20 protein-coding genes are annotated in these 24099 nt (G+C 57.4%); 3 read left to right on the top strand and 17 right to left on the bottom strand.

Annotated elements, in window-relative coordinates; genetic code table 11:
* Positions 1-305 precede the first annotated feature (305 nt).
* The gene (locus tag AAF555_04485; protein MEM6910820.1) at positions 306-2030 is read left to right on the top strand and encodes a phospholipid carrier-dependent glycosyltransferase; all 1725 of its coding nucleotides are present in this window, start codon (positions 306-308) and stop codon (positions 2028-2030) included.
* 19 nt (positions 2031-2049) lie between these two features.
* On the opposite strand, the gene AAF555_04490 is transcribed toward AAF555_04485, so the two are convergent.
* Positions 2050-4530, bottom strand: a complete 2481-nt coding sequence (locus AAF555_04490) for a glycosyltransferase (GenBank protein ID MEM6910821.1) — start codon at positions 4528-4530, stop codon at positions 2050-2052.
* A gap of 89 nt (positions 4531-4619) precedes the next feature.
* Complete coding sequence (locus tag AAF555_04495; GenBank protein ID MEM6910822.1) at positions 4620-5216, bottom strand: sigma-70 family RNA polymerase sigma factor; 597 nt, start codon at positions 5214-5216, stop codon at positions 4620-4622.
* A 133-nt stretch (positions 5217-5349) separates the two neighbouring features.
* Between AAF555_04495 and AAF555_04500 the strand changes: the two genes are divergently transcribed.
* Both AAF555_04500 and xseA read left to right on the top strand, forming a co-directional pair.
* On the top strand, positions 5350-6333 hold the full coding sequence (locus AAF555_04500) for a 2-enoyl thioester reductase domain-containing protein (GenBank protein MEM6910823.1): 984 nt from the start codon (positions 5350-5352) through the stop codon (positions 6331-6333).
* Positions 6330-7691: an exodeoxyribonuclease VII large subunit gene (xseA, locus tag AAF555_04505; GenBank protein MEM6910824.1), complete on the top strand. Its 1362-nt coding sequence runs from the start codon at positions 6330-6332 to the stop codon at positions 7689-7691. Before AAF555_04500 ends, xseA begins: the two co-directional genes overlap by 4 nt.
* 251 nt (positions 7692-7942) lie before the next feature.
* Here xseA and AAF555_04510 read toward each other — a convergent pair whose 3' ends face one another.
* From AAF555_04510 to AAF555_04580, 15 genes are all read right to left on the bottom strand, one after another.
* Positions 7943-8668 (bottom strand): type II secretion system protein, encoded by a 726-nt coding sequence (locus tag AAF555_04510; GenBank protein MEM6910825.1) that lies wholly within the window; start codon positions 8666-8668, stop codon positions 7943-7945.
* Between the two features lie 189 nt (positions 8669-8857).
* The gene (glgB, locus tag AAF555_04515; GenBank protein MEM6910826.1) at positions 8858-11056 is read right to left on the bottom strand and encodes a 1,4-alpha-glucan branching protein GlgB; all 2199 of its coding nucleotides are present in this window, start codon (positions 11054-11056) and stop codon (positions 8858-8860) included.
* 606 nt (positions 11057-11662) lie between these two features.
* Positions 11663-12505: a hypothetical protein gene (locus AAF555_04520; GenBank protein ID MEM6910827.1), complete on the bottom strand. Its 843-nt coding sequence runs from the start codon at positions 12503-12505 to the stop codon at positions 11663-11665.
* 286 nt (positions 12506-12791) lie between these two features.
* Positions 12792-13259, bottom strand: a complete 468-nt coding sequence (locus tag AAF555_04525; GenBank protein MEM6910828.1) for a single-stranded DNA-binding protein — start codon at positions 13257-13259, stop codon at positions 12792-12794.
* Between the two features lie 75 nt (positions 13260-13334).
* Positions 13335-13628, bottom strand: a complete 294-nt coding sequence (gene rpsF / locus AAF555_04530; protein ID MEM6910829.1) for a 30S ribosomal protein S6 — start codon at positions 13626-13628, stop codon at positions 13335-13337.
* Entirely contained in the window at positions 13625-14236 is a 612-nt protein-coding gene (gene pth / locus AAF555_04535; protein MEM6910830.1) for an aminoacyl-tRNA hydrolase, read from the bottom strand. Before pth ends, rpsF begins: the two co-directional genes overlap by 4 nt.
* Before the next feature lie 8 nt (positions 14237-14244).
* Positions 14245-14892 carry a 50S ribosomal protein L25 gene (locus AAF555_04540; GenBank protein ID MEM6910831.1) on the bottom strand — a complete coding sequence of 216 codons (648 nt, stop codon included), beginning with the start codon at positions 14890-14892 and terminating at the stop codon, positions 14245-14247.
* A gap of 95 nt (positions 14893-14987) precedes the next feature.
* The gene (locus AAF555_04545; GenBank protein ID MEM6910832.1) at positions 14988-15908 is read right to left on the bottom strand and encodes a ribose-phosphate pyrophosphokinase; all 921 of its coding nucleotides are present in this window, start codon (positions 15906-15908) and stop codon (positions 14988-14990) included.
* Positions 15909-15947: 39 nt separating this feature from the next.
* Positions 15948-17831: an O-antigen ligase family protein gene (locus AAF555_04550; GenBank protein MEM6910833.1), complete on the bottom strand. Its 1884-nt coding sequence runs from the start codon at positions 17829-17831 to the stop codon at positions 15948-15950.
* Between the two features lie 62 nt (positions 17832-17893).
* The gene (locus AAF555_04555) at positions 17894-18589 is read right to left on the bottom strand and encodes an exosortase-associated EpsI family protein (GenBank protein MEM6910834.1); all 696 of its coding nucleotides are present in this window, start codon (positions 18587-18589) and stop codon (positions 17894-17896) included.
* 26 nt (positions 18590-18615) lie between these two features.
* Positions 18616-19602, bottom strand: a complete 987-nt coding sequence (locus AAF555_04560; GenBank protein ID MEM6910835.1) for an exosortase/archaeosortase family protein — start codon at positions 19600-19602, stop codon at positions 18616-18618.
* Positions 19599-20756: a glycosyltransferase family 4 protein gene (locus AAF555_04565; protein ID MEM6910836.1), complete on the bottom strand. Its 1158-nt coding sequence runs from the start codon at positions 20754-20756 to the stop codon at positions 19599-19601. The genes AAF555_04560 and AAF555_04565 overlap by 4 nt, the downstream gene beginning before the upstream one ends.
* A complete protein-coding gene (locus tag AAF555_04570) occupies positions 20753-21745 on the bottom strand; it encodes an NAD(P)-dependent oxidoreductase (GenBank protein ID MEM6910837.1) in 993 nt (330 codons plus the stop codon). The genes AAF555_04565 and AAF555_04570 overlap by 4 nt, the downstream gene beginning before the upstream one ends.
* A 4-nt stretch (positions 21746-21749) precedes the next feature.
* Positions 21750-22862 (bottom strand): glycosyltransferase family 1 protein, encoded by a 1113-nt coding sequence (locus AAF555_04575; GenBank protein ID MEM6910838.1) that lies wholly within the window; start codon positions 22860-22862, stop codon positions 21750-21752.
* 10 nt (positions 22863-22872) lie between these two features.
* Positions 22873-23928 carry a glycosyltransferase family 4 protein gene (locus AAF555_04580; protein ID MEM6910839.1) on the bottom strand — a complete coding sequence of 352 codons (1056 nt, stop codon included), beginning with the start codon at positions 23926-23928 and terminating at the stop codon, positions 22873-22875.
* Positions 23929-24099 lie beyond the last annotated feature (171 nt).

Below are 24099 nucleotides of genomic sequence, written 5' to 3' on the forward strand. Positions count from 1 at the left end.
TGGTAGAATGGCCGAGTGGATTTCGGGCCAGACCAAGGCGCGACGAGGGCGCGGTGCAGGCACCGTAACCGAGGAGCAACGCAGGGCTGGCTCGAAAGACTCCGGCTCTTCCTTCCCCGCGCTTCAGCGCCTCTTCCCCACTCCACCTTCCCTCCATTCTTCCAGTGAATTCTGGAGCTTGGTATAAGCCCCCCGGCAAAAAAAGCGCCCTCGCCGCAGGACGCGCCCGGCCTCCCCCGTTCCGGCTCGGCGCTCCACAACGGCCGTTGACCAGAGAAGGCTGACCCACTACCCATGCCGGTCTCATGCCCGCGACCGCGCCGAACCCCTTCTGGACCCGCTTGGAATCGCCCCGGGCCTCGGCGCTGGTCTTCCTCGCTCTCGCCCTAGGCCTCCTCCTCCCGGGAATCTCCTCCCTGCCGCTCATGGACCGGGACGAACCTCGTTTCGCCCAAGCCACCCATGAAATGAGGGAACGCGGCGAATGGATCGTGCCCTACTTCAATGGAGACTACCGATTCGACAAACCCGTCGGCTCCTACTGGCTGATGCGGGTCCACTACTGGATTTTCGGAAAATCAGAAATCGGCGCACGCTTGCACTCCGTGTGGTCGGCTTGGTTGGTGGCGGTCACCTTGGGCGCCCTCGGCCGTTTTCTCTTTAGCGCGCGGGCCGGATTCCTGGCCGGCCTCGCTTGGCTGACCTCGGCCCAAGTTCTCATCCATGGACGTCTCTGCGTGGCGGACATGCCCATGATCTTGGGCACGGTCCTCAGCTTCTACGCCCTGGCTCGCCTGCTCTTCGCCCAGGAAGAGCCCCCTCGCTTCAATCGTTGGTTTTGGCTCCTGGTGGGCTCGCAAGCCTTCGCCTTCCTCGTGAAGGGGCCCATCCCCCTGGTGGTCCTCGTGCTGGGGCTGCTGCTCTACCGTTGGCCACTGGGACGGGTGGCGGTGCCTTGGGGGCGACTTCAGCCCCTCTCCTTCCTCGTCTTTTACCTCCTCGGCCTAGGCACCTGGGGCATACCGGCCCTCTGGCAGACCGAAGGCGCCTTCTGGGAAGGGGGGATGGGAGAGCATGTCATCGAAAGAGGCCTCCAATCATTCAATGGTCGGCTCTTCCTCCCCGTCCTGCCCTATCTCCTGTTTGCCCTCATCAGCCTCTTCCCCTGGATGGCCTTTCTCTTGACCCTCACCCGGGAGCGATGCCGCAAACTGGGGCCGAAAGGGGCCTTTCTCCTGGCCTGGTTTCTGGCGCCCTACCTGGTCTTCGCTCTCTACCGAACCCAGCTGCCCCACTATGTCCTGCCCGGTTTTGGCGGGTTCTTCCTCCTGCTCTTGGCCGAGGGCCGCCTCCCGCAGCTGGCCAGCCCGGCCCAACGCCGCTGGTTTTGGCTGCCCTTTGGCCTCTTTGCCGGGGCGGCCCTCTTTCTCTTCCTGCTGGCCGTGGCTGCCCCTCTCCCAGAAGGCCTCTCCGGCCTCCGGAATCTCTTCGGGCTGGCCGGCCTGCTCATCGCCGGCCTGGTTCTAGGCCTGGGATTCCTCAGGAAACAAGCCCTCGGCCTCTTTCTGGGGGCCAATCTCGTGAGCGCCTTGGTGGTAGAAGGGCTGGGTCGGCAGGTGCGCGCCCTCCATCCCGCGCTTGCCATTCAAGAACTAGCCAAAGACCTGCCCACGGGCACCGAGTTCCGCGCCTGTCGCTTCACCGAGCCCAGTCTGGTCTTTTACAGCCAGGGAGCCTGGGAAATGAGAGACGACGAAGCCGCCACCGCTGCCTGGCTTGCGCCCGGAAAGAACCGACTGGCCGTGTTTCTCTTGCGGGAGTGGACCACCGAACAAGTCTTCGACGCCTTCCCCGATTTCAAGAACATCGAGGTCGAACGCGAGTATGAAGACCTCCTCCGGCCCCTTCTCCCGACAGAAGGCTACCGCTACCAAATCGTGACCGGCTTCAACGCCGCCCGCACCGCCTGGGTCGAAGTCCTAGTGGCCCTGCCATCCTTCGAATCCAAGACCCTGAAACCCGAAACCTGAACCCCGAACCCTTCCACCCTCAATGAAAGCCCACCTGGCGCGCCAGCCTGGCCACGAGGTAGAAGAGCCGACGATAGCGAAGCCAAGCCGCCCCCAAGACTCCCAAGCTGAGGGCCATCGACCCAGCGAGAGGCAGAAGCGATCCCAGACCGAGCGAGGCCCCGAGAGCCAGGGCAAAGAGCTGCACAAGAAGCGCCCAGCAGAAAACTCGCAGCGAAAGCTTCAGCCGGATGCGAAGCAAGCGCCCTCCAGCCGGGTGGTATTCCGTGGCGGTCATGACCTCCGTCTGAAAGGGATCTCTTGCGCGAAGCCTGAGATCCCACGCTTGCCAACCGGGATCGACCTCCACCTGCCAGCCCTTGCCAGGCAGTTCCTCCAAAACCGCAGCCAGCCAAGCATGACGGTCCACCCCGCTGCGATTCCAGAAGGAAACCCGTCCCACCAGCAGCGGCAAGGGAGCCAGGGACTGGGGCCATGCCACCCGAGGCCACTCCCAGGGAGCCAGCCTGCCCTTGGCCAAAGCGCCCACCAGCCGGGCTGCGCTCCGCGCAATGCCTTGCAGCCAAGTCAGCAGAAAGACTTGCCAGCGTCTCCCGCGAAACCCCGCCTCGTGAACGCTCACCCGGGAGCGCGCTTGCCAGAAGGCGGGCCAAGCGTGTGCCGCCCACAGAGGAATCGCCAGCACCAGAAACCAGATCGAAAGCAGACTAGCCAGGCTCGCGAGCAAGCCCAAAGCCAGCACACTCACCCCGCCTAACCAATCGGCTGGCGCCGCGCAGCTCGTGCCATACAGCCGGGGGTAGCCCGCGGTGGCGAAGACGCCCTGATAGAGGCGACCCGGCCTTCCCCCTAGACGACCGAGGCCCTCATAGACCACCCCCCTCCAACGGGCTCCCCCTCCCCCCCGGAAGCGCTCGGGATGTTTGGCCAGCAGAAGCGCCTCGGCCCGGCCATAGCCGATCTGCTGCCGAAGATACCCGGCGAGGCTCCCGCGCCGATGGTGCCAAACCATCGCACCGCCAGCAAACACCAGGCGATAGCCCGCCTCGCGCAATCGCCAACAAAAATCGACATCGTCCCCCGCGGTCCGGAATTGCGGATCAAAACCCCCGATTGCTCCCCAGGCAGCCTTCGTCACGGCCAGATTGCAGCCCGGGAGATGCTCGGCCTCGACATCATCCAGAAGAACGTGAGCCGGATTGCCCGGAGCCCGCGCCACCACCCCGGCCAGCCCGGCCGCGGGGGCGAAAGGCACATTCGGTCCGCCGGCGACCTCGGCCCCTTCTCGCTCGAGGACCGATACCAACTCGTGCAGCCAAAAGGAGGGCGCTACGCAATCGTCATCCGTGTAGACCAAAAGTTCTCCCCTGGCCGCGGCCGCTCCTTCATTGCGAGCAGCGGAAAGGCCGGCCGGCTCTTGCGAAATCACCTCGATCCCTCGCAGGCCCTTGAGAATCCGGGAGGTTTCATCGGTCGATCCGTCATCCACCACGATGACCTCATAGTCAGGATAGCTTTGCTGGCGGAGAGACTCGAGACAGGCGGCTAAGGTGGGCGCTCCATTGCGAGTGCAGACGATGAGGGAGACCTTCGGTTGCGGGAGGGCGGGCTGCTTGCCCAGGGCTTCAAAAGTGGCCCGCAAGGCCCCCGCCGCCAGCTTTTCATGCCCTTGCGCATCCACGATCCCGAAGGCCCAATCGCCACCATCGCCGTCCGGGGCATGCCAAGCGTCCGACCAGGAAAACACGGTGAAGCCAGCCGCTCCCTCCTCCTCCGCCGCGAAAGCCGCCTCGGACAGCAGGTTGGCTTGGCCAATTTTGCCGTGCGTGGAGGCGTCCACCCCAAACTCACTCAGCAAAAGCGGCCGATCTCCCGCGAAGTGATGGAGCCGCCGGAGGTAGGCCCGCCAGTCTGCCATGACCTCGAGGTAGACGTTGGCTGCGTAGAAATCGGCGTTCCGCGGACAAAGAAATTCCGTCGGAGGAAAGGTGGCGTAACCGCAGGGCAAGTCCGGTAGCATGGCCTTCGCCACCCCCACCAATCGTTCGAGAGAATCCGCCACCCAAGCGCGGCCCATCCAGCGCACCATCTCGGCAGGGATCTCGTTGGCCACCAGCAGACCCGCCAGAAAAGGGTGCCCCCCCATGGCTTCCAGGGTTTCCTTAAGAAGACGCTCTCCTTCAGCGAAGCAATGCGCTTCCCGGCGATAGTCGACCTGCCAAGTCCAAGGAATCCCCAGGAAAAAATAGATACCTTGTGCTTCCAACTCACCCAGGACGGCCTCGTTCGGGAGGTCATAGAGCCGGACGGCTTGGAAACCAAAGCGCTTCAGCCGACGGAAATCATTCGCGAGCGTTTCTCGATCGGGAAAAGGCGACTCGCCCTCCCGATGGGGAAAGGGGCCGTAAGTGACGACCCGTAAAAACTGGGCCTCCTCCCCCAGCCAAAACCGCTTGCCGGCCACACGGAGGCGGGGAGCAGGCGAGGGGGTGGCTTCCATGTTCAAGCATCATGTCTGGTCCCCATAAAACAGCAAGGCCCAGCTGGCTTTCGCCACTGGGCCTTGGAAAAATTTTGCAACCTGGGACTCTACACCTTCTGCGGAACGGTGCTCCGCAAACTCATCACTCCCCGGCGGATGCGCGCCTTGATCGTCCCGACAGGTTTGCCGAGTCGCTCAGCCACCTCATTCTGCGTCAGGCCACCGAAGAAGGCCAATTCGATGGCTTCCCGCTGCTCGGCTGACAGATCCATGACAGCGGAGCGCACGATTTGCTTCTTCTCGCTGTCGAAAACCTCGTCAGAAGCATCACGGCTACTGATTTTTTCCTTGGTTTCGGATTCATCTCGGAAATCGCGATTCAAGCGGCTGCGGCGCTGGTGGGAGCGAAGTCGGTCGATGGCGCGATTTCGAGCCATGGTGGCGGCCCAAGTGAGCGGCTTGCCTTTTTTCCGCTCATAGGTATCCGCCTTTTTCCAAATCTGCGCGAAGACCTCCTGGAGGACATCTTTGGTGTCGTTGTCGTCGTTCAGGACCTTATAAATCGTGCTGTAGAGGACGCCAGAAAACCGTTTGTGAAGTTGCTCGAAGGCCTCGTGGTCGTGAGTGGCAATGGCCTCGAGAAGCCGAGCCTCCTCCAACTCATTTTCCTGGAGCTTCGGTGTGCGGATTACTTTGGTTGCCATTTCGTATAAAAGTTACGCCCTGAGAGCGACCCGGATCACAAAATCTGCTCTATTATTGCCATAATAAACGTAGCGCCGCCTCCTGCCAAGAACCTTTCCTTGCGAGGGGGGCCGGAGTGTCGCTAGCTCGCTCATGCCAGACCTCGCTGTCTCTTTCGCAAAATTCGGGCCCGGACCCGAGGTGGCGACCCTCCAGACCACCCAAATGGCGGATCCGGGGCCGGGGCAGATACGGGTGCGCCTGGCCTTCGCCCCCGTCAATCCAGCCGACCTCAACTACCTGGAAGGCACTTACGGACTCCGCCCCACCTTGCCCAGTCCGGTTGGGATGGAAGGCGCGGGGACGATTGAATCGGTCGGTGAGGGCTGCACCCTTTCGCCTGGCCAAAAAGTCTGTCTGAGAGGCGGACCCGGCGCTTGGGCCACCCGCCTTTTGCTGCGGGAAGAAGAAGTCTGGCCCCTTCCTCCAGAGATCGATTTGCAACAGGCTGCCATGCTGCGGATCAATCCGGCCACGGCTTGGCTTCTCCTGCACCAAAAGGGTGAGCCCGCGGCGGGCGATTGGATTCTACAGAACGGAGCCAGCTCCGCCGTGGGGCACTGCCTCGTGCAACTGGCCCGCCTGCTCGGGCTGAAAACGGCTAGCCTCGTGCGGCGGGAAGCCAGTCGGGCGGCCTTGGAGGCCCTGGGGGCCGATCTCGTTCTGCTCGATCAAGACGAATCCCTGGCCGCGCTCCAAGAGCTGACCCCTCGCCCGCGCTTGGCCTGCAACACCGTCGGCGGAGCCAGTGCTCTCCGTCTCATGAACGGCCTCGGTGCCGGCGGGACGCTCTTGACCTACGGAGCCATGGCTCGCCAGCCCTTGAAGGTTCCCAATGGCCTGCTCCTCTTCCAAGGGCTTGCCCTCGAAGGCTTCTGGCTCACTCGCTGGCGGGAGTCGGTCACCCAGCAAGCCGAAGCGGCGCTCTACCAACGCCTGGCCGGGTGGATGGCGGAAGGTCGCTTAAAAATGCCCATTGACTCTCTTTTTCGTCTCAGCGACGTCCAGGCTGCCCTCCGTCGGGCCTCCGAATCCGGTCGAGACGGAAAGGTCCTGCTGCAACTCGCTGCTTCTTGAACTCGCCCGACTCCCAGGCCCTGAGCGTCACTCAACTGACCCGCCAAATCCGCGATCTCTTGGAAATCGAAATCGCGGAAATCTGGGTCGAGGGAGAAATCAGCAATTACCGGGCGCAAGCCTCGGGCCACCAATACTTCACGCTCAAGGACGAGACAGCGCAGCTCGCTTGCGTGCTTTTTCGCGGCCAAAAGCGCTTCGCCGAGGTCGAACTGGCCAATGGGGTGGAGGTCCAACTTCTGGGAGAAGTCTCGGTCTACGAGGCCCGGGGCCAATACCAGTTGATCGTGAAGCAGGCCGTGGGCCGCGGGAAAGGCGCGCTCCAGGCTCGTTTCGAAGCGCTGAAAAACCGCTTGGCAGAGGAAGGCCTTTTCGAGAACGAGCGTAAGAAAGCCCTTCCTCGTTTTCCGCGAACCTTGGGTCTGGTTACCTCGCCTAGCAGCGCCGCTATCCAGGACATGATTCAAATCCTGGGGCGACGCGCCCCTTGGGTGCGGCTCCTCCTCTTTCCAGTGCGGGTCCAAGGAAAAGGGGCGGAAGCCGAAATCGCAGCCGCCATTCGCCAAGCCAACCAAGGCTCAGGCCGGGACTTTCCCGCCATCGATACCCTGCTGGTAGGCCGGGGCGGGGGCAGCCTAGAAGATCTCTGGAACTTCAATGAGGAAGAGGTCGCGCGGGCCATCGCCGAGAGCGACCTTCCCGTGATCAGCGCGGTGGGCCACGAAATCGACTTCACGATTGCCGACTTCGCGGCTGACCTGCGCGCCCCCACCCCGAGCGCCGCGGCCGAGCTGGCTGTCCCCAATGCCGAAGACCTCCGAGCCAGCTTGCGAGCCTTTCGCCAAAGCCTTCGCGGGGCTGTGGGCAGCCGCCTGGATTCCGCCACCGCCCAGTGGCAACTGCAAGCCTCCCGGCTGGCGCAACGCTCTCCCAAGCAACAGATCCGGGAATGGACGCAGCGGCTCGACTTTGCCGGAGAAGCCCTTCGCCGAACCCAAGGCCAACTCTTTGAACGAAGCCTGCGCCAGCTCGCCGAACTCCGGCTGCGCTTGAGCCGACGCCAACCCGCCCGCGAAATCAGGCAGAAGCAAGAACAGTTGGGCGAGATTCGTGGGCGCCTGCGCCGCTCCAGCCGGCAGCAACGGGAACAAAAAAACCAGCGCTTGCATACCTTGCGGGCTCTCCTCACGGCCTCGAGTCCTGAAAGCATCTTGAAGCGAGGCTTCTCACTCACGCTGGACAAGGACGGCCATTTCTTGCGCAGTGCTCGCCAGGTGAAGAAAGGGCAGAGACTGCGCACCCGCCTGGCCGAGGGCGAGGTGGAGAGCGAAGTCTGCTCCTCCCAGCTCCCGGAATGATTGGATGCTCTGGCCGGCGAAGGGCTGAACCTCCCGAGGTCCCTTTCTCGACCGCCCCATCCCGCCTCCTCTCTCGTCAATCGGCCTTATACCAAGCTGCCGGATAGAGTGGTAGAACGGCCGCGTGAATTTCGGGGAAGGGAGAGCCGGTGTCTTTCGAGCCAATTCTGCAGCTTGGTATGAGCGGGAAACAAAAAAACGCCCGATTGGCGAACCAATCGGGCGTCGGAAAACCGCAGGCGGACGGCGTTTTAGAGGTCGAGGCCTTCCGGGTTGAAGAGGGACACCGTTCGGGAATTGGCCGTCATTTCCTCGAAGATGGTTTGAGGGCCGTTCTCGTTGCGGAGCGGGCTTTGTTCATCGCGCTTGGCCGTGCGTTTGGTCTTGGCACTGCCATCAGCGAAGCCGATCATGATCTTGCCACCGCTCCAAGTGCGTCCCGGCTCTTCGGTCCCGGCCTTGGCTGGGTCCCACTCGGGGTTGTCACCCGGGTCACCGACCGAATTCTCCCAGACCAGCGGGAAGCGAGAAGGGGACGAATCGGTCAGGCCTTTGGTGTAGCCCCAATGATTCTCGGGAGCCCCTTCCGGATTGACGTCTGCCAAGACATCGGCAGAGGAGCTAATGTTGTCATCGGGCCGAGCCAGGCTGTTCGCGCTCGCGAAGATGGACTCGGTGTCGAGGTAGCCCAGATTGATCAGGGTCCGGTAGGCCTCATTGGCACTGGCAATGGGACCTTCCGCTTCGCCATCGAAGTTGTATTTCGCTTTCACGAAAGAACCATTTCCCTCGTCACTTGCATACACTTTGAGAGCCATCACGATCTGACGCGCATTGTTGGACGTCTCAGCTAGGCTGGCTTTCTCGCGGACGGAGTTGTAAACGGGGACCGAAAGACCGGCCAAGATCGCAATGATCGTGATCACGGTCAGGAGTTCGATGAGGGTGAAACCCTCACGTTTTTGAATCGTTGTCATTTTGTTACTAGGAGTTTGGGGTGTTCTATGATTTTGGGGGAAGGAATCTCGATAAAATAGGAAAAAACCTCACCCCGTTATGACTGCGGTTGTCGGGTCAGAAAACTCTCACCCGCATTCCCAAGATAGGTCGAGCAGCAGGGGCAAGCAAGGGGAATCTCGCTGCTGCGCAGAGCAAGCTACCAAGCGTCACTGGCGCTCGAAAATCACCACCGCCAGAGGCGGCAAGGTCATCACGAGCGAACAAGGCCGGCCGTGGCTCCCAAAGTCCTCCGAGTGCAAGCCGCCAGCGTTGCCTTGGTTCGAGCCTCCATAGATGGCGGCATCGCTATTGAAGACCTCGCGGTAAGGACCCGGTGCCGGCACGCCGAGCCGATAGCCTTCTCTCGGCACAGGAGTGGCGTTGATGGCCACCACCACCTCGTGCCCGCAGCCATCTTGGCGGAGAAAGGCGAAGGTGCTGTTGTCCGAATCCGACACTTCCAACCAATCGAAGCCATGCGGATCATGGTCCAAGGTGTGCAGGGCGGGCAGCCGGCGATAGAGCGCATTGAGATCTTCGACCAGCTTCCGGATGCCCTCGTGCTTTTCTCCCATCAGGAGATGCCAGTCGAGGCTTTGGCTGTGATTCCACTCGTCCCAGGGAGCCATCTCCGAACCCATGAAAAGCAGCTTCTTTCCGGGATGGGCATACATCCACGCGTAAAGAAGACGCAGGTTGGCGAACTTTTGCCAATCATCCCCGGGCATTTTTTGCAGCAAAGAGCGCTTGCCGTGCACCACCTCATCATGGCTGAGCACGAGCATGAAGTTCTCGTCATAAGCATACAGCATCGAAAAGGTGGCCTCCCCGTGATGGTGGCGGCGATGGATGGGATCGCGCGACATGTAATCGAGCGTGTCGTTCATCCAACCCATGTTCCACTTGAAGCCAAAACCCAGCCCCCCTGAATCGACCGGCCGGGAAACGCCTCCCCAAGCCGTCGACTCCTCAGCGATCATCATGATCCCCGGGTGATTGGTGTAACAAACGTGATTGAGCTGCTTGAGAAACTCAATCGCACCCAGATTCTCCCGACCTCCGTGGACATTCGGCACCCATCCGCCTTCTTCTCGGGAATAGTCGAGGTAGAGCATGGAGGCGACCGCATCCACCCTGAGACCATCTATATGGTATTCGTTCAGCCAAAAGAGCGCGCTTGAGATGAGGAAATTGCGGACCTCATTGCGGTCGAAGTTGAAGATGAGCGTGCCCCAGTCCTGATGCTCGCCCTGCCGGGGATCGGCATGCTCGTAAAGATTGGTGCCATCGAACCGGCCCAAGCCATGGGCGTCTTTCGGAAAGTGCGCGGGAACCCAGTCCAGCAGCACTCCGATCCCCCGCTGGTGGCAGCGGTCCACCAAGTAGCGGAAGTCATCTGGATTGCCAAAACGGCTAGTGGGCGCAAAGAAACCCGTCACTTGGTAGCCCCAGGAGCCATCAAAAGGATACTCGGTAATGGGCAAAAGCTCGATGTGGGTGAATCCCATTTTGTCGACGTGGTCCACCAAGCGCTCGGCCGCTTCTCGGTAGGAAAGGGGACGGTCATCCTCCGTCCGCTGCCAGCTGCCCAAGTGGACCTCATAGATGGAGACGGGCGTCTGATACCAGTTGCGTGAAGAGCGCGTATCCATCCACTCGGCATCGTTCCAAGGGTAAGCCTTGAGGTTCCAGGTGATGGAAGCGGTCTGCGGTCCGTTTTGGGCGAAGAAGGCAAAAGGATCGGTTTTCAGAGACAGACAGCCGTCCGCCCCCAGGATCTCGAACTTGTAATGCACATCGAAGCCCGCTCGGGGAAGGAAAATTTCCCAGACACCCGCCTCGACCCGCTTGCGCATGGGGAACGTCCGGCCATCCCAGCGATTGAAATCCCCCACGATACTGACTCGTCGGGCATTGGGGGCCCAGACCGCGAAGGTCATGCCCTCCACTCCCCCAAAATTGGCCGGGTGCGCCCCAAGCTTTTCGTAAAGCCGCTCGTGACTTCCCTCCCCTAAATAGAAAACATCCTGCTCGCCAAGGATGTTGCCAAATTGGTAGGGATCCGCATAGCGAAAGGAATCGCCTTCGAAAGGGACGATCTCGATTTCATACAGCTGCTCTGGCACTTCGGGCGGAATGGCCGCGAGAAAAAATCCATTCTCATGTCGTTTTTCCGCAGGAACCACCGTCTCGCCGAAATGAACGTGCACCTCGCGAGCCTCCGGGCGGAAAACCCGCAACTCACTCCCACCGTTGGCGGCCGGATGGCGGCCAAGGAAACCGAAAGGATTTTCATGATACGCGCCGACGATCGCGTCGATTTGAGCTTGGGTATCTGGAGAGAGGGGGGCTGACGGGTTGGTCATCGAAACTACCTACACCGCAGAACCCTCACTTGGCCAATGAGAAACCCAGCGCACTTCCCAGGCTCTCGCCATTCCGTCCTTCGTCAATCCGCCAGCACAATGGCACTTTCCTCGTCGGAATCCCGCTCCAAGAAAGACAGCATCGAGAACGTCGCCTCCATACCTACATATAGTGGGCATGGCTCAAAACATGTCAATTATGTTGTGCTTCGTCTCTCGAGAAAGCCCAAGGGACTTTCGAAAGCCAAAGGGAGCAGGAGCTGTCTCGCCGCCCCTCGCGCGAATTTCCTTTCCCTTATACCAAGCTGCAGAATTGGCTGGTAGAATGGCCGAGTGGATTTCGGGCCAGACCAAGGCGCGACGAGAGCGCGGTGTAGCCACCGTAACCGAGGAGCAACGCAGGGCTGGCTCGAAAGACACCGGCTCTCCCTTCCCCGCGCTTCAGCGCCTCTTCCCCACATCACCTCCCCTCCATTCTTCCAGTGAATTCTGGAGGTTGGTATTAAAACGTCGAATCCTCTCAAAAAGTCCGGCTGCAGCCCCACACCCCCTCCCACCGAGCCCTTCTCGAACTCGGTCACAAGACAGGAAGACTCGCGGCTGCGCCTACTGGAAAGAGACCTCGACCGCTGACTCCGTCTCCATCTTCATGCCTTCCATCTCCGCAAAGGTCTCTTGGATCTTCGCCATATCCGGCTGATCCCCTTCTGAGAGCCTCTGCATTTTTTGAAGTGCTTCGGGATTGTCGAGCAGCTTGCCCATTTCCATTTCCAAAAGAGAGATGCGATTTCCCTCCACATGGCTGGCATTGGTCTCGCTGATCTCTCCTTCCACCGCCAAGAAAATCCGCACCGCCATGTCACCTAGGAGCTGCTTGGCTTGGGCCAATTCTTCCTCGGCTGGCATCTCGGCTTCGCCCATTTCTTCGGGCAGATCGGCGGCCCCGGGCTCAGGCTGGGGGAGGAGCACAGTCAATTTTGGGACGTCTCCTTTTTCGAACGCGAAAGTCACCGGATCCTCTTCCACCTCTTCCTGGCCCCCGCCCATGGGGTTGGCGGCATCCATGGCGCCGGCGGGGCTGATGACCACGGTGGTGATGTCAGCGAAGGAATAGACTGCCTTGATGCCGACGCGACCGTCCTCAGTCCTCGACTCCTCAAACGAAGTGAATTCCACGCCCTCGCCATAAATTCCAGCTTTCCCTTCAAACTCTCCCCGCTGGTCTAGAAGGGGATTTTCTGGGAGGTCTCCGGCATCCCCGCCAAATTGCATAGCCATCTGGGCCATCATCATCTTCATCCCTTCGCCCATGTAGAGTTCCTCCACAATGGTGCCCGAGCCGTCCTTTTTGACGTTGACCGTGGTGATGGACTCCACGCAACTGCTGAAGGCAAAAAGGGAGACCGCTGCGAGAGTGAACTGGGAGAGGAGGTGAGAGAGCTGTTTCATAAAAGAGGGGTGAAAGTGCGAGACGGCAAGAAACTAGGAGGAGCTGGGACACTTGTCGAACACCAAAAAAAACCGCTCGAAAAGAGCGGTCTTGGCTTTGGAAGTCAGAGAGTCCTAGGCGCCTGATCCCAAGCTCCTAGAGCAGCCAGCAGAACGACCAAGTGAATCTCGCACCTCCTCCGAACCCCGAACCCCGAACCCCGAACCCCGAACCCCGAACCCTGAACCCTGAACCCTGAAAACTGAAAACTGAAAACTGAAAACTGAAAACTGAAAACCAATCCCCTCAAAAAGGAATGTCATCATCATCCTCATCGAAGGAGCTAGCCGGCGCTCGATCCGAAGAAGGCGCTCGGTCGCTGCTCTCTCCCTCTCCGCCCCGCTGGAAATCGCCACCCTCGGAGCGATTGCCGCCCCCGCCAGGCCCGCCGAGCAGCTGCATGTTTTCCCCTACGACTTTCAGCTTGGACCGCTTTTGGCCGGTGTTCTTGTCTTCCCAAGAGTCCATTTGCAATCGGCCCTCGATGAAAACCGGCCGTCCTTTGCTCAGGTATTTCCCCGCCACTTCCGCCGTTCGGCCCCAAAGCGTCACATCCACAAAAGTGGTCTCTTCCTTCCGGTCCCCCTCCCCAGCGGCAAAGGTCCGGTTGACCGCCAAGGAAACGTCCGTCACCGCCGTCCCCTTCGGCGTGTAGCGGACCTCGGGATCACGAGTGAGATTGCCGATCAGGATGACTTTGTTGACGTTGGCCATAGCGCCCAGAAATACCCGAGAACCGGACCCAAGGACAATCAAAAAAGAGGAAAAGTTCCGCCGCCCCCGCCTAGGTCAAAGACGCTTGTAGAACTGCAAGTGGACGTCGTCATTCAACTTCAAAGTCGACTGGATCTGCTCAATCGCATCCCCTTCAGCCTCAAAAGTGTAGTTGACGTAATAGCCCCCATCCACATGGCGAGCGTTGTAGGCGAATTGTTTGCGCCCGAGATTTTCCACCTTCTCCAAACGCGCTCCCAAGCCTTCGATTTCCTTACCGATCGCGCCCACCATGGCTTCCACGGATTCCTCCTTGCCTTGGGCATTGAGCACGATCACAGCCTCGTATTTGTTCTTCATTGTCGTCATGCGTTTCCTTCCTCTCCGACCGCCCTGCGCACGTTGTGCCGGTTCATTGCTTGCTCCAAACCGAGGGCTGCGACATCGAGGACGGCTTCTATGGCGGCGTTTCCGACTTTTTCAAGCAAGGATCGCTCCTCTTCCCGGAATTTGCCCAAGACGTGAGCCGCCCCCGGTGTCGAGTTGTCAGGTCGTCCCACCCCCACCTTCAGCCGGGCCACTGAGGTCGTGCCCAGATGTTGGAAGATCGAGCGCAGGCCATTGTGGCCTCCGGCTGATCCCTCCCGACGAAGGCGCAGACGCCCAAAAGGCAAATCCATATCATCCACCACCACCAGCAACTCCGCCGGGGAGATTCGATGGAAAGAGCAAAGCCTTTGCACGGCCTCTCCGCTTAAATTCATGTAGGTCTGCGGCTTGACCAAAAAAAGACCCTCGGGCGTCTTGGCCATCTCAGCCTTCCACTTTCGCTCTCTCTCGAAGGGAACCGATAAGCCAGCCGCCATCTGGTCGAGAACAAAAAACCCGACGTTGTGTCGGGTTTCTTCATATTCGGGACCCGGATTTCCCAAGCCCACCACCATTCGCATGGTCTTGCTCACTTCATGAGACTGCATTCACGTGATCAAGAGTCAGCGGTCTCCTTCTTTTCACTGGTCACCTCCAACTCAGGCGTGCTCCCCGCGTCGGCCTCCTCCTCATCTCCCGAAACGCGAGGCTCGGAAACTGATGCGATCACGACCTCGGAATTGAGAGAGGGCGTCACCCCGTCCGGGAAAGTCACCTCCCCCACGTGGAGCGCAGAGCCCATTTCCAAGTGGCTGACGTCGAAATGCAAAACCTCAGGGAGTTGCGCAGGCAAACAAGCGATCTCCAGTTCGTAGAGAAGCTGGTCCAAAACCCCACCGGCCTTCACGCCCTTGGCTTCCCCTTCTAACTCCACCGGAATCGTGGCGTGGATGGTATCGGTCGCACTGACCGCATGGAAATCCGCATGCAAGATGGCGCCGGTCAGCGGGTGGTGCTGAACGTCTTGGATCATGGCCATTTTCGTTCCGGCCCCTTCCACCTCCAAATTGACCAGAATGGACTCGCTGGCGCTGTGGTGGAGCAGGTCGGAAAAGCTCTTGGTCGAAACCTTCAAATTCAAATTGTCTTCCTTGGCACCGTAAAGAATCGCCGGGGTCGAGCCCTCGCGCCGCATTTGCTTCAGGAGGCTGGAACCGGAGCGTTTCCGCTCGCTTGCCTGGAGGGTGGGTGTGTCAGTAGCCATGGGTCAAACTTTTGGATGGGTCGCTCAGATAGCAAGCGAGCGGGCGGAAGTATAGGAAGGCACTCGAATTTGTCAACGGTGGCCTACCAAACGCCCTAGAGATCGAAAAGTGAGGTCACCGATTGGCCATTGTGAACCCTCCGGATGGCTTCCCCCAAGAGTGGCGCTACCGACAACGCCGTCACCTTCTCTCCCTTCGCCATGGGAACGCTATCGGTCGAGATCAGCTCCTCAATCGGAGACTCCAACAAGCGTTCCCGGCCGAGTTCGCTCAAAACGCAGTGAGACACCCCCGCTCGGATGGAACGAGCGCCCCGCTCCTTCAGGATCTTGGCGGCTGACACCAGCGTCCCGGCCGTCTCCGTCATATCGTCCACAATCAACACATCCCGCCCTTTCACCTCACCGATCACATTGAGCGCCTCCACCTCGGTCGCGCTCACCCGGTGCTTGGCCACGATCGCCAAATCGCCCCCCAGCACCTTGGAAAAGGCATAACACATCTTGAGGCCGCCCACGTCGGGCGAGACAATCGTCAAATCGTGCAAGCCCTGATCCCGGATATGCTTGATCATGATGGGCGAGGCGTAAAGATGATCGACCGGGATGTCGAAAAACCCCTGAATTTGGGCCGCGTGCAAATCCATCGTCAGCACCCGATCCACCCCGGAAGCCACCAACAAATTGGCCACCAATTTTGCCGTGATGGCAACCCTCGGTTGGTCCTTCCGGTCCTGCCTGGCATAGCCGAAGAAAGGGATGACCGCGGTGATCTGCTTGGCGCTCGCCCGGCGAGCCGCATCCACCATGATCAAAAGCTCCATGAGATTCTCGTTGGTCGGCGGGCAAGTCGGCTGGATGAGAAACACATCCCTCCCCCGGATGTTCTCATTGATCTTGACAAAGGTCTCCCCATCGGGAAAGCGCGTCACACTCACATCGGTCAAGCGAGTCCCCACACTCTCGGCAATCCTCTCCCCCAAAACCCGGTGCGCTGTGCCACTAATGATCTTCATTGAAGTAGGGAGAGGTCTTACTAACCGCCCGAACCCAGGTCAACGCCGAACCTCAGGGGAGTCAAGAATCGTCATCATCGCTCGATAGCGAGAATCCCATCGCCTCGGATTCTGTTGCTCCGGCTTCTTCCTATTTTGAGGCACAAACACCATCAGCTCGACCGCTCGCCGGGCCAGTTGACGGGCTTTGTCCCAATTGCCCTCCACAAAGGCATCCGCCGCCCAGCGACCCAAAAAATCGCAGAAGTGTTCTTGCACCCGATAGAGGCGTCGTTCCTCACCCCACACCATCGCTCGGTCCCACACCTTCACCGAATCCTCCTTCCGCCCCAAATGGTCCAAAATCTTCGCTCGCAGCATCAAGGTCCGGATATCAGCCGGATGCAAAGCCGACGCCAAAGCACTGAAGCCCTCTGCATGATTGAGCAAGTTCACTCGCTCTGTTAGCGATAACTCCAGTGCCTGCTGGCGATAAATCTCTGCAATGGCTCCAGCCGTCTTGTAACTGGGAAAAGCCGCATTGGCTCGTAGGAGGCGTTCCAAGCGCTGGTTCGCATCAGGACCCTCTTCTTGAGATGCAAAAAACAAATGCACGCCCGCGCAGGCAGAATACAGCAATTGCAAACAACACCAGACACAAAGAAACAATAAAGCCAAACCGCTCGCCATTTTTCCATGCCACCCCCAGTCGGCGCTGTTGCTTCGCAAGTCCGCCCCTCTCCCAAAACCGCGAATGGCCGCCAAGAAAAAAACCGCCAAAAGAAGATTCGGAAGCACATGCAGGTGAAAATCCACCCAAGCCTGCGCCAAGGTTCCAGCCAAACCAGCTGCGCCAGCAACCAACCAACTTCTTTCCTCCCAGGAACCCGAAACCTGAAAGAGTCCTTTTGCCGCCAGGGAAAAATGTCCGCCAAAAACGCTCACCAAGGCGATCACCCCCATCCACCCATATTCTGCCAATACTTGGAAAAACTCATTGTGAGTGTAGACAGCGTCTTGTGTGCCTCCATGACTCTTCACCGACACCGAATTAAAAAATCGATCGAAGTAGTAATCGAAAGAACGCGAACCCGTTCCCATCAAGGGATTCTCCGCCGCCTGCTTCCAAGCAATCGCCCTCATGAACGGTCTCGTTCCTCCATCGAGTAAATCTTCTGCCGTGGCCCGCTCGCCTGCCACTCTCTCTCCAAATCCTAGGTAAAATAGCGAACCCGCCACTAGCACAAGGGCCGTTCCCGCCCCAAGCCAGATCCAAAACCGTTTCCCCCGCACTGGCGAGCCGGGCGAAATCAGCAAGAGCACGCCAAAAACAACACCCGCCACCCCTAAGGCCAGAAAACTCCCGCGCGAACCTGTCCACCCCAACATACCTACAAACACGAGCGTCCGAAAGAGCGACCACCAGTCAAACCCTGAAGTCTTATTCAACAAGCGGCGCAAACTCAACACCGAAGCAATCAGAAGAAAGTTTCCAAAGTGCCCATAATAGTTGTAAAATCCGCTAGGTCGCTCTGTCGCCCCTTCCGTTCGCTCATACCCGAGAAAAGCGAGAATGTGAAATTGGGGGGCCTTCAGCGATTGATATACTCCTAGAGCACAACCTACCCAAGCGAGCCAAAATATCACCGACTCTAAGCGAAGAAAAGCTTTGCTATCTGCGCCAAAGACTAGAATCCAATAAAAAGCGAGCGCCCCGATCACCAAGGCTTGGTCCTGCAATGCAAATTCCGGCACCGGTGACAAATGGGCTCGAATTAGAAAATACCCTGCGGTCAATACAGTAATGACATCAAGCCAGCACCACGACTGCGCTTGCTTAAAACTTGTCGACCAAATCGCAATCGCCCCGAGACAGAGCAGTATCAGTGCTGGCGCTTGGAATGCCAGTTGATCGCCATTGCCCAAAACGACCGCTGCTCCCAAGGCGAACGCCAACCACACCCAAGCCCAGGGTTTGGCGGCCTCCGCAGAGTTCTCCTGCTTGGTCACAACCCTTTTGTTTCCGCCAAAGACAAGTCCGACCTCAGCGATTTTTGAAAGACGGGCGCATGGCTCTGGATAAAATCAAGGGCCCGCTTCAAAGCCTGCTCACGCTCGTTGGAACTCCCCTCTTCGAAATACACCATCACACTGGGATAGCCCCAGCGATGGTTGACATTCCGAAACACATTATCGAGTGCGCTGATTATTTTCCGATCTCTCGTTCTCGCCGTGGAGAGATCATGCCCCACCCACCAGTAAACGTAATGCGCGCGCAGATGCCCCTGTCCGTTGGCTCGCGGTTGTCCTTTCAGGGTCAGCACCTTCACTTCCAGAGAAGTCCCAGCCAACTCAAGAGAATGAAACGCTTGCCCGTCAATTTCCCACCCCTGACCATCCAAACAAATCTCAGGACGGTGCAAACTTCGCGAGTCATTTCCGCTCAAAATCAACGTCGCCCAAAGGGAGCCCATAATTGCCTCCTCCTCTGAATAGACATCACGCGGGTAATACACTCGCTTGAGAATCTGTGTATCCGCCGGCAGCCAGCGAAGCTCCTCCAACGAAGGTTCCCGCTCCACCCCCACATAGCCCTTTATATTGTCCGGCAACTTCATCTCCACCCCCGACTCCGGGCTCATCACCGCATTGGGAAAAAGCGCACACAGCCCCATTGTCGCTCCACTCAAGGCCGCGAACACCCCCGATCTCGTCCACACACTCCCCTTCATGCAGCACCTCCTTCCTGCGCAGTGCTCCTGCGAATTTGCGCCTTACTCCGTTTCCACCAACGCCCCTTTTTCTCCAAAAGCCCTGCAAAGGCCACCATCCCTGACAACGCTACAATAAACACCATGAGACCAGCCAATATATGATAGGCTGAAGGATCCAGCTCACCTTTGCCGATCGCAAACTCGGAGCCCATTGTGATCGTGCCTACATAGAGCAACATCATCCGAACCAAATTGCCCAGCACCGCCAAGGGCACTGCCGAAGCGACCAGAACCCATCGGTGCCAATCCTTCTTCAGAATCAAGTAGGCATAGGCGATACTGATCATGATGAGTGCGAAGAGCGATCGCAAACCCGCACAAGCGGCCGCCACCTTGAGGCTAAATCGCTCACCCCGCTCCATGGTCTCCGTAGCCGCGGAAAAGACCGAAGTCCCAATCCTTTCTACGCCCTCCCCCAGCGTCCGCAACACCCACTCAGTAGAAGCGGCCAACCCCTTCTGCAGCGCAAAACTCACCTCTTCAAATAAAGGACCAAGCGGCCAAGTCATACCAAAAAGCACCCAAAGCCAGAACAACCGCTGAAACCAGGCTTTACCCAAAAACCAAAAAACCGCCCCCGCCACTAATACTTGTCCCGAAACGTAAGCGATATATTTTTCATTGGTTTTGTATCCCGCGAAATAAAGAAAACAACCAAAAACCAGAATTGCCAACCCCCACCAAGACGGCTGAATAGAAACCTCCGCATAACGCTTACGGGTCAACCAAAACAAAACCAACACCGCCCAAGGCACCACATACCCAAAAGACCATTCACCACCGTCTAGCGAATACCCATTCCGCATATTGTCCCAAACCGTCATCCTCTCCGCCTCATAGCCTGTAGCGAAGGGAAAGAGTAGATACATGGTCAGCAAAACCATTAAGGCTGCCGCCGGGAAAGCCCCTCGCTGAGTCATCGATGGAATCAAGCTTTTCATACTACTTCAGACGTCCTGTCCAAGACATCGGAGATCATGTCTTCAATCCGACCAAGAAACCTCTCCTGGGAGTAACAATCTAAAAACCGCTGCCTGCCAATTGCAGACCAGGTAGGCCAAAGGTTTGTCGAGTCCTCGAACTTGCCTAGACTCTCCGAGAGAGATCCGGATGGCGTCTTCTCTATTTCATAACAAATCCCAGGCAGAGGATTTCCCATCACCTCCGAGTTGGCCCGCCAGTCGGTTGCGATTACAGGCAAGCCCCACATCATTGCCTCTACCATGACCAGACCAAACGATTCGTAGGGCGCATGGGTTGGGAATACGAGAACATCTGCATCCCGGAATTGTTGGTCGAGCTCGCTTCCCTCTAAAACACCTACCAAGGCGACTGCCGTCCGGAGCCCCAGCGAGTCCAATTCGGCTTGAAGGCGCTCTTCGGAAAACTCCCCCAAGCACTCCCCCACTAGGGCTAGAGTTGCCTGTGGATACTTCTCAACGTGAACTGCGAAGGCTCTTAGCAACTCCGGAATCCCCTTATCATTGCACAAATGGCCTACATAAAGAAATTGCGTGCCGCCGGAACCGGATCGAGGAGCTTTGGGAAGTAGCCCCATTGGATTGCGATCCTTCAACCCATTAGGCACTCGCAACACCCTCTGGATTCCCATGACTTGGGGATCGACCTTACCAAAATCAGTGAGCACTATCGCGCCGTCCACCCGCTGTCCCCAAAATTTGAGCCAAACCCGAAGAAGAAAAGGCTGATCGTCCCAGACCGACGCGAGCCCGGCGGCATGAAAATGCATCACGACGTTTTTTGAGAGAAGAGTCGCACAAGGTAGGAGAAGCGCATCCCGCACGAGCGGAGCCAAATGCGGCCCGCCAGCTGGGAAGATGACCAAGTCAATCTCCCCTCTAAGACGGAGCCTCAGCAACCTCCCCAAAACAGCAGCAAGGGCAAACAATTTTGAGAATCCGCCTTTCCTAATTTCCTGAATTCGCCGCGTGAAATCAAACTTCCACAGCGAGACTCGGTAAGCTTTCGAGTCGTTCAAGAGCTTAAACAAAAATCTAACCATGAGAGCCTGTCCACCAATGGGCGGAGGAATCTGTCCAGCCACGACAACACGAGGATGTTCAGCACTTTTCAAGGCCTCAAATACTCGAAATCAGGGCCTCCATGCTCGGCCAACCATAGCACAGTCTCATCGACACCATGTTTCAACGAATAAGGGGCAGAACCAAGAAGATTCTGAATTGCATCCACCGGCGTTGGATAATCGGTGGTCATACTGCGAAGTCTGGAACTGGTGATGTAAAAAGGCCTCCTTTGGACGGCACTGATTACGTCCCCAGCTAACGCCACCGGAACCATCAACCATTTTGGAAGGACACGAGGTTTTGTGCCCTTTAATCCAAGATGAAAGGCACAGATCCATTCAGAAATCGGCGCTGGCGGGTCTCCTAGATTGAAAACCTTTCCGTGAACCTTCTTGGGATCTTGCTCAAGAATCGCCATCATCTGCCAGACGACATTACCGACATAGCCATAAGTGCGAACTGGACTGCGCACCCCAGGGTGGAGATATTGGCCGCGCGCCACCACGCGCCAAAACTCTTTGGCATAGCGAGGATGCCACGGCCCCCAAACATTCGTCGGGCGGGTGAGGGTCCAGACGCAACCCAAGTCAGCCGCACGTGTCATTCGTTCCGTTTCCACCTTACTCCATCCATATACTGTCTCTGGAAAGTAATCGCTATCATCTCGCGGAAGGCGCCCCGGTCCACAGACAAATTGAGATGACGTGATGATTGCTCGCTTCACTGATGGAGTCTCCCGAATCGCTGATAGAACATGCTGGGTCCCTTGGGTATTCGCCTGGTAACCATCCTCCACTGTTGTCGACTCATCACAATCGGTTCTTCCAGCCAAGTGAACAACAAAGTCGGGCGCTGACTCTCGCATTGTCTCACGGAGCCCTTCAGGATTCATCAAGTCCCCCTCAATCCGAAACTGCTCCTGCTCAGAGTTGAGGCAGGCGGCAATATCATAGTTTATAACTTCCCATTTTCGCTCACAGCATGATGCAACCAAATTCGACCCGATGAATCCGGAACCACCTGTGATAAACACCTTCATTTTCTCACTCCTCCGCAGAGCAAATGGCCCTGCGCTTCTCCAGAACGTTCTTGTAGACCTTCGCACACCCTTCCCAATGCTGTTTCCAAGAAAAGACCTTGGCTCTCTCCCATCCAGCCTTCTGAAGAATTGCATAGACCTCCGGTTTCATCGCATGCTCCACACAGCGAATTGCTTCCTTCGGAGAATCAGGATGAAAATACAGAGCGGAACCTCCTCCGGCTTCCGGAAGGCTCGTCGAAGAACTTGCAACCACCACACTTCCCCTTGCCATAGCCTCTAATACCGGCAAGCCAAAACCCTCAGCTCTCGAAGGGATGATTACGAAGGGAATTTCTCGATAGGCCTTTTCCAATTCGTCATCAGATAAAAACCCACGCTCTTCCAATGAGCCAGCGGGAAACTCTCGCCTAAGCGCTTCCGGCATACGCTCACCTACACGGATTAATTCGGCATTCACTCCCCGCGACCGTAAACCATCTATTACTGCTGGGAGGATCTTTAAGTTTTTCCGCGGCAAGCAACTTCCCACCGACAGCAACTGCACCGCTCCGCCCTCTGCAAGAAGCGCCCCTCTGTCCATCAACTGTTCAACCTGCGGGCCACCATTTGGCACCACATGAATCCGCTCCCCGGAAATCCCCAACAACCTTATCACCTCCCTTTTTGTGAACTTCGATACTGCAATCAAAGCGTCTGCCCTTCTCAAAAGTTTCATCTGCCGACGAAATCGTTGGGCTTGGCCGGGCGTCATCCCAGAAAAATCCTCCAAAGGGATCAAATCATGAACCGTCACCACGGATACCGTAGAACGGTCGATCCGCGGTAAAAGATGAGCAGAACTATGGTCGAGGATATGAACCACGTCTACCGAAGCAGCACGTCTAGAAATAACCCAAGGATAAGACACATACCGGCTCCATGCGCGACGTGCACGTCCTGACCTCCGATTTGCCTCACCATTTTCCAGCGCCGAAGCTGCTTGAATGACCCAGCGGTCTTCTCCTTCAGCCCCCTCATTTATCCCACACCAGTAGCGACCCATTGACGCATTGCCTTCTGACGGGTGCGCTGGCACGAGCAGCACTTTTGAAAGACTCTCCAACCCTTTCCCCATGAATCTAGAACTACTGGCAGAGCTTCAAAGTCCTCTGATAGAAAGCCAAGTGGTCGTCCGCAATCTTCTCAATGGTATAGTTTTCCGATCTCTTCAACCCATCCATTTCGAGCCGCAACCGCGCCCTGCTGTCTCTCAACAAACGAACAACCTCACGTCCTAGCTCGGCGTCATCACAAATCACCCCATATTTCCCATCTAACAAAACATCGCGCGCACCGGCATTATCCGAAGCCACAATAGCGGTTCCAGAAGCCATGGCCTCAATATAAGCCATCCCAAACCCTTCATAAGTGCTGGGATATAGAAAAACCCAAGATTCCCGATAGAGCTCTCCAAGTCGCTCATCGGTCACCCCTCTGAAGTGTTTTACGGACGAATGGGCAGAACAAAAATCCGAAAGGAACCACAACTCGGCATCTGGCATCTCCGGCAACACTTTTTCAATAAATACTGAATAAGCGAACTGACCCCGCTTCCTCCCAGCCCAATAGCCATTATAGAAAACAACAGGTCTTTGCTGTTTCTCAGCGGGGAAAAAACAATTCTTCGAAAACCCATTGCCGATATAATAATCGCTTGAAAAAATCGCTTGAGTTTCGGTGCCCACGCACAAAACACCTGCGGCTAATTTAGCAGACAGACCCTCGAGGATTCCGGCACACCCCAAGTAGCACTTTCGAAGCAAATTCTCAGTGTGGGCCATCTCCAGCTTCGAGGAACCATGAAAGGTTCTTATTACAATTGCCTTTTTCTTCCGAAACAAGAACCAATCTTCTCCATGAAAATGAATGACATCTGCTTTGGGAAACTTTACAAAATTCAACAATACCGGATAGAGAACCAAAATCCCAATTGGATTTGCGCAAAGACGAACCAGCCAAGTAGACTTGATTGGCCGCCAAACAGCGAAGCCTTCTGCTTGGTCGCCGCTTATGCAACCTACAGTCACATCCAATTCGGCACGGGAACCCAACTCTTCAGCAATTCTACTAACTGATATCGGCACACCACCCGACTTTTTCCCCTTTTCGGGAAGATTATGCACCATCAGCAAAACCCTCATCTCCCTGCCGACTCAAGTTCCCAGGTTACAACCTTACATGGAAAAATCAATGAAAAAAACTGATCGTATAGCTTAGGCGACCTAACTAAGAAACCCTTGAAAAGTTCCAAGAGTGAGGAACTGCTCCTGTTTGGCCATCCATACCAAAATCCAACCTTTAGAAACTTACAA

It is taken from the genome of Verrucomicrobiota bacterium (genome assembly GCA_039027815.1).
In the GTDB taxonomy this organism is placed as follows: domain Bacteria; phylum Verrucomicrobiota; class Verrucomicrobiia; order Verrucomicrobiales; family JBCCJK01; genus JBCCJK01.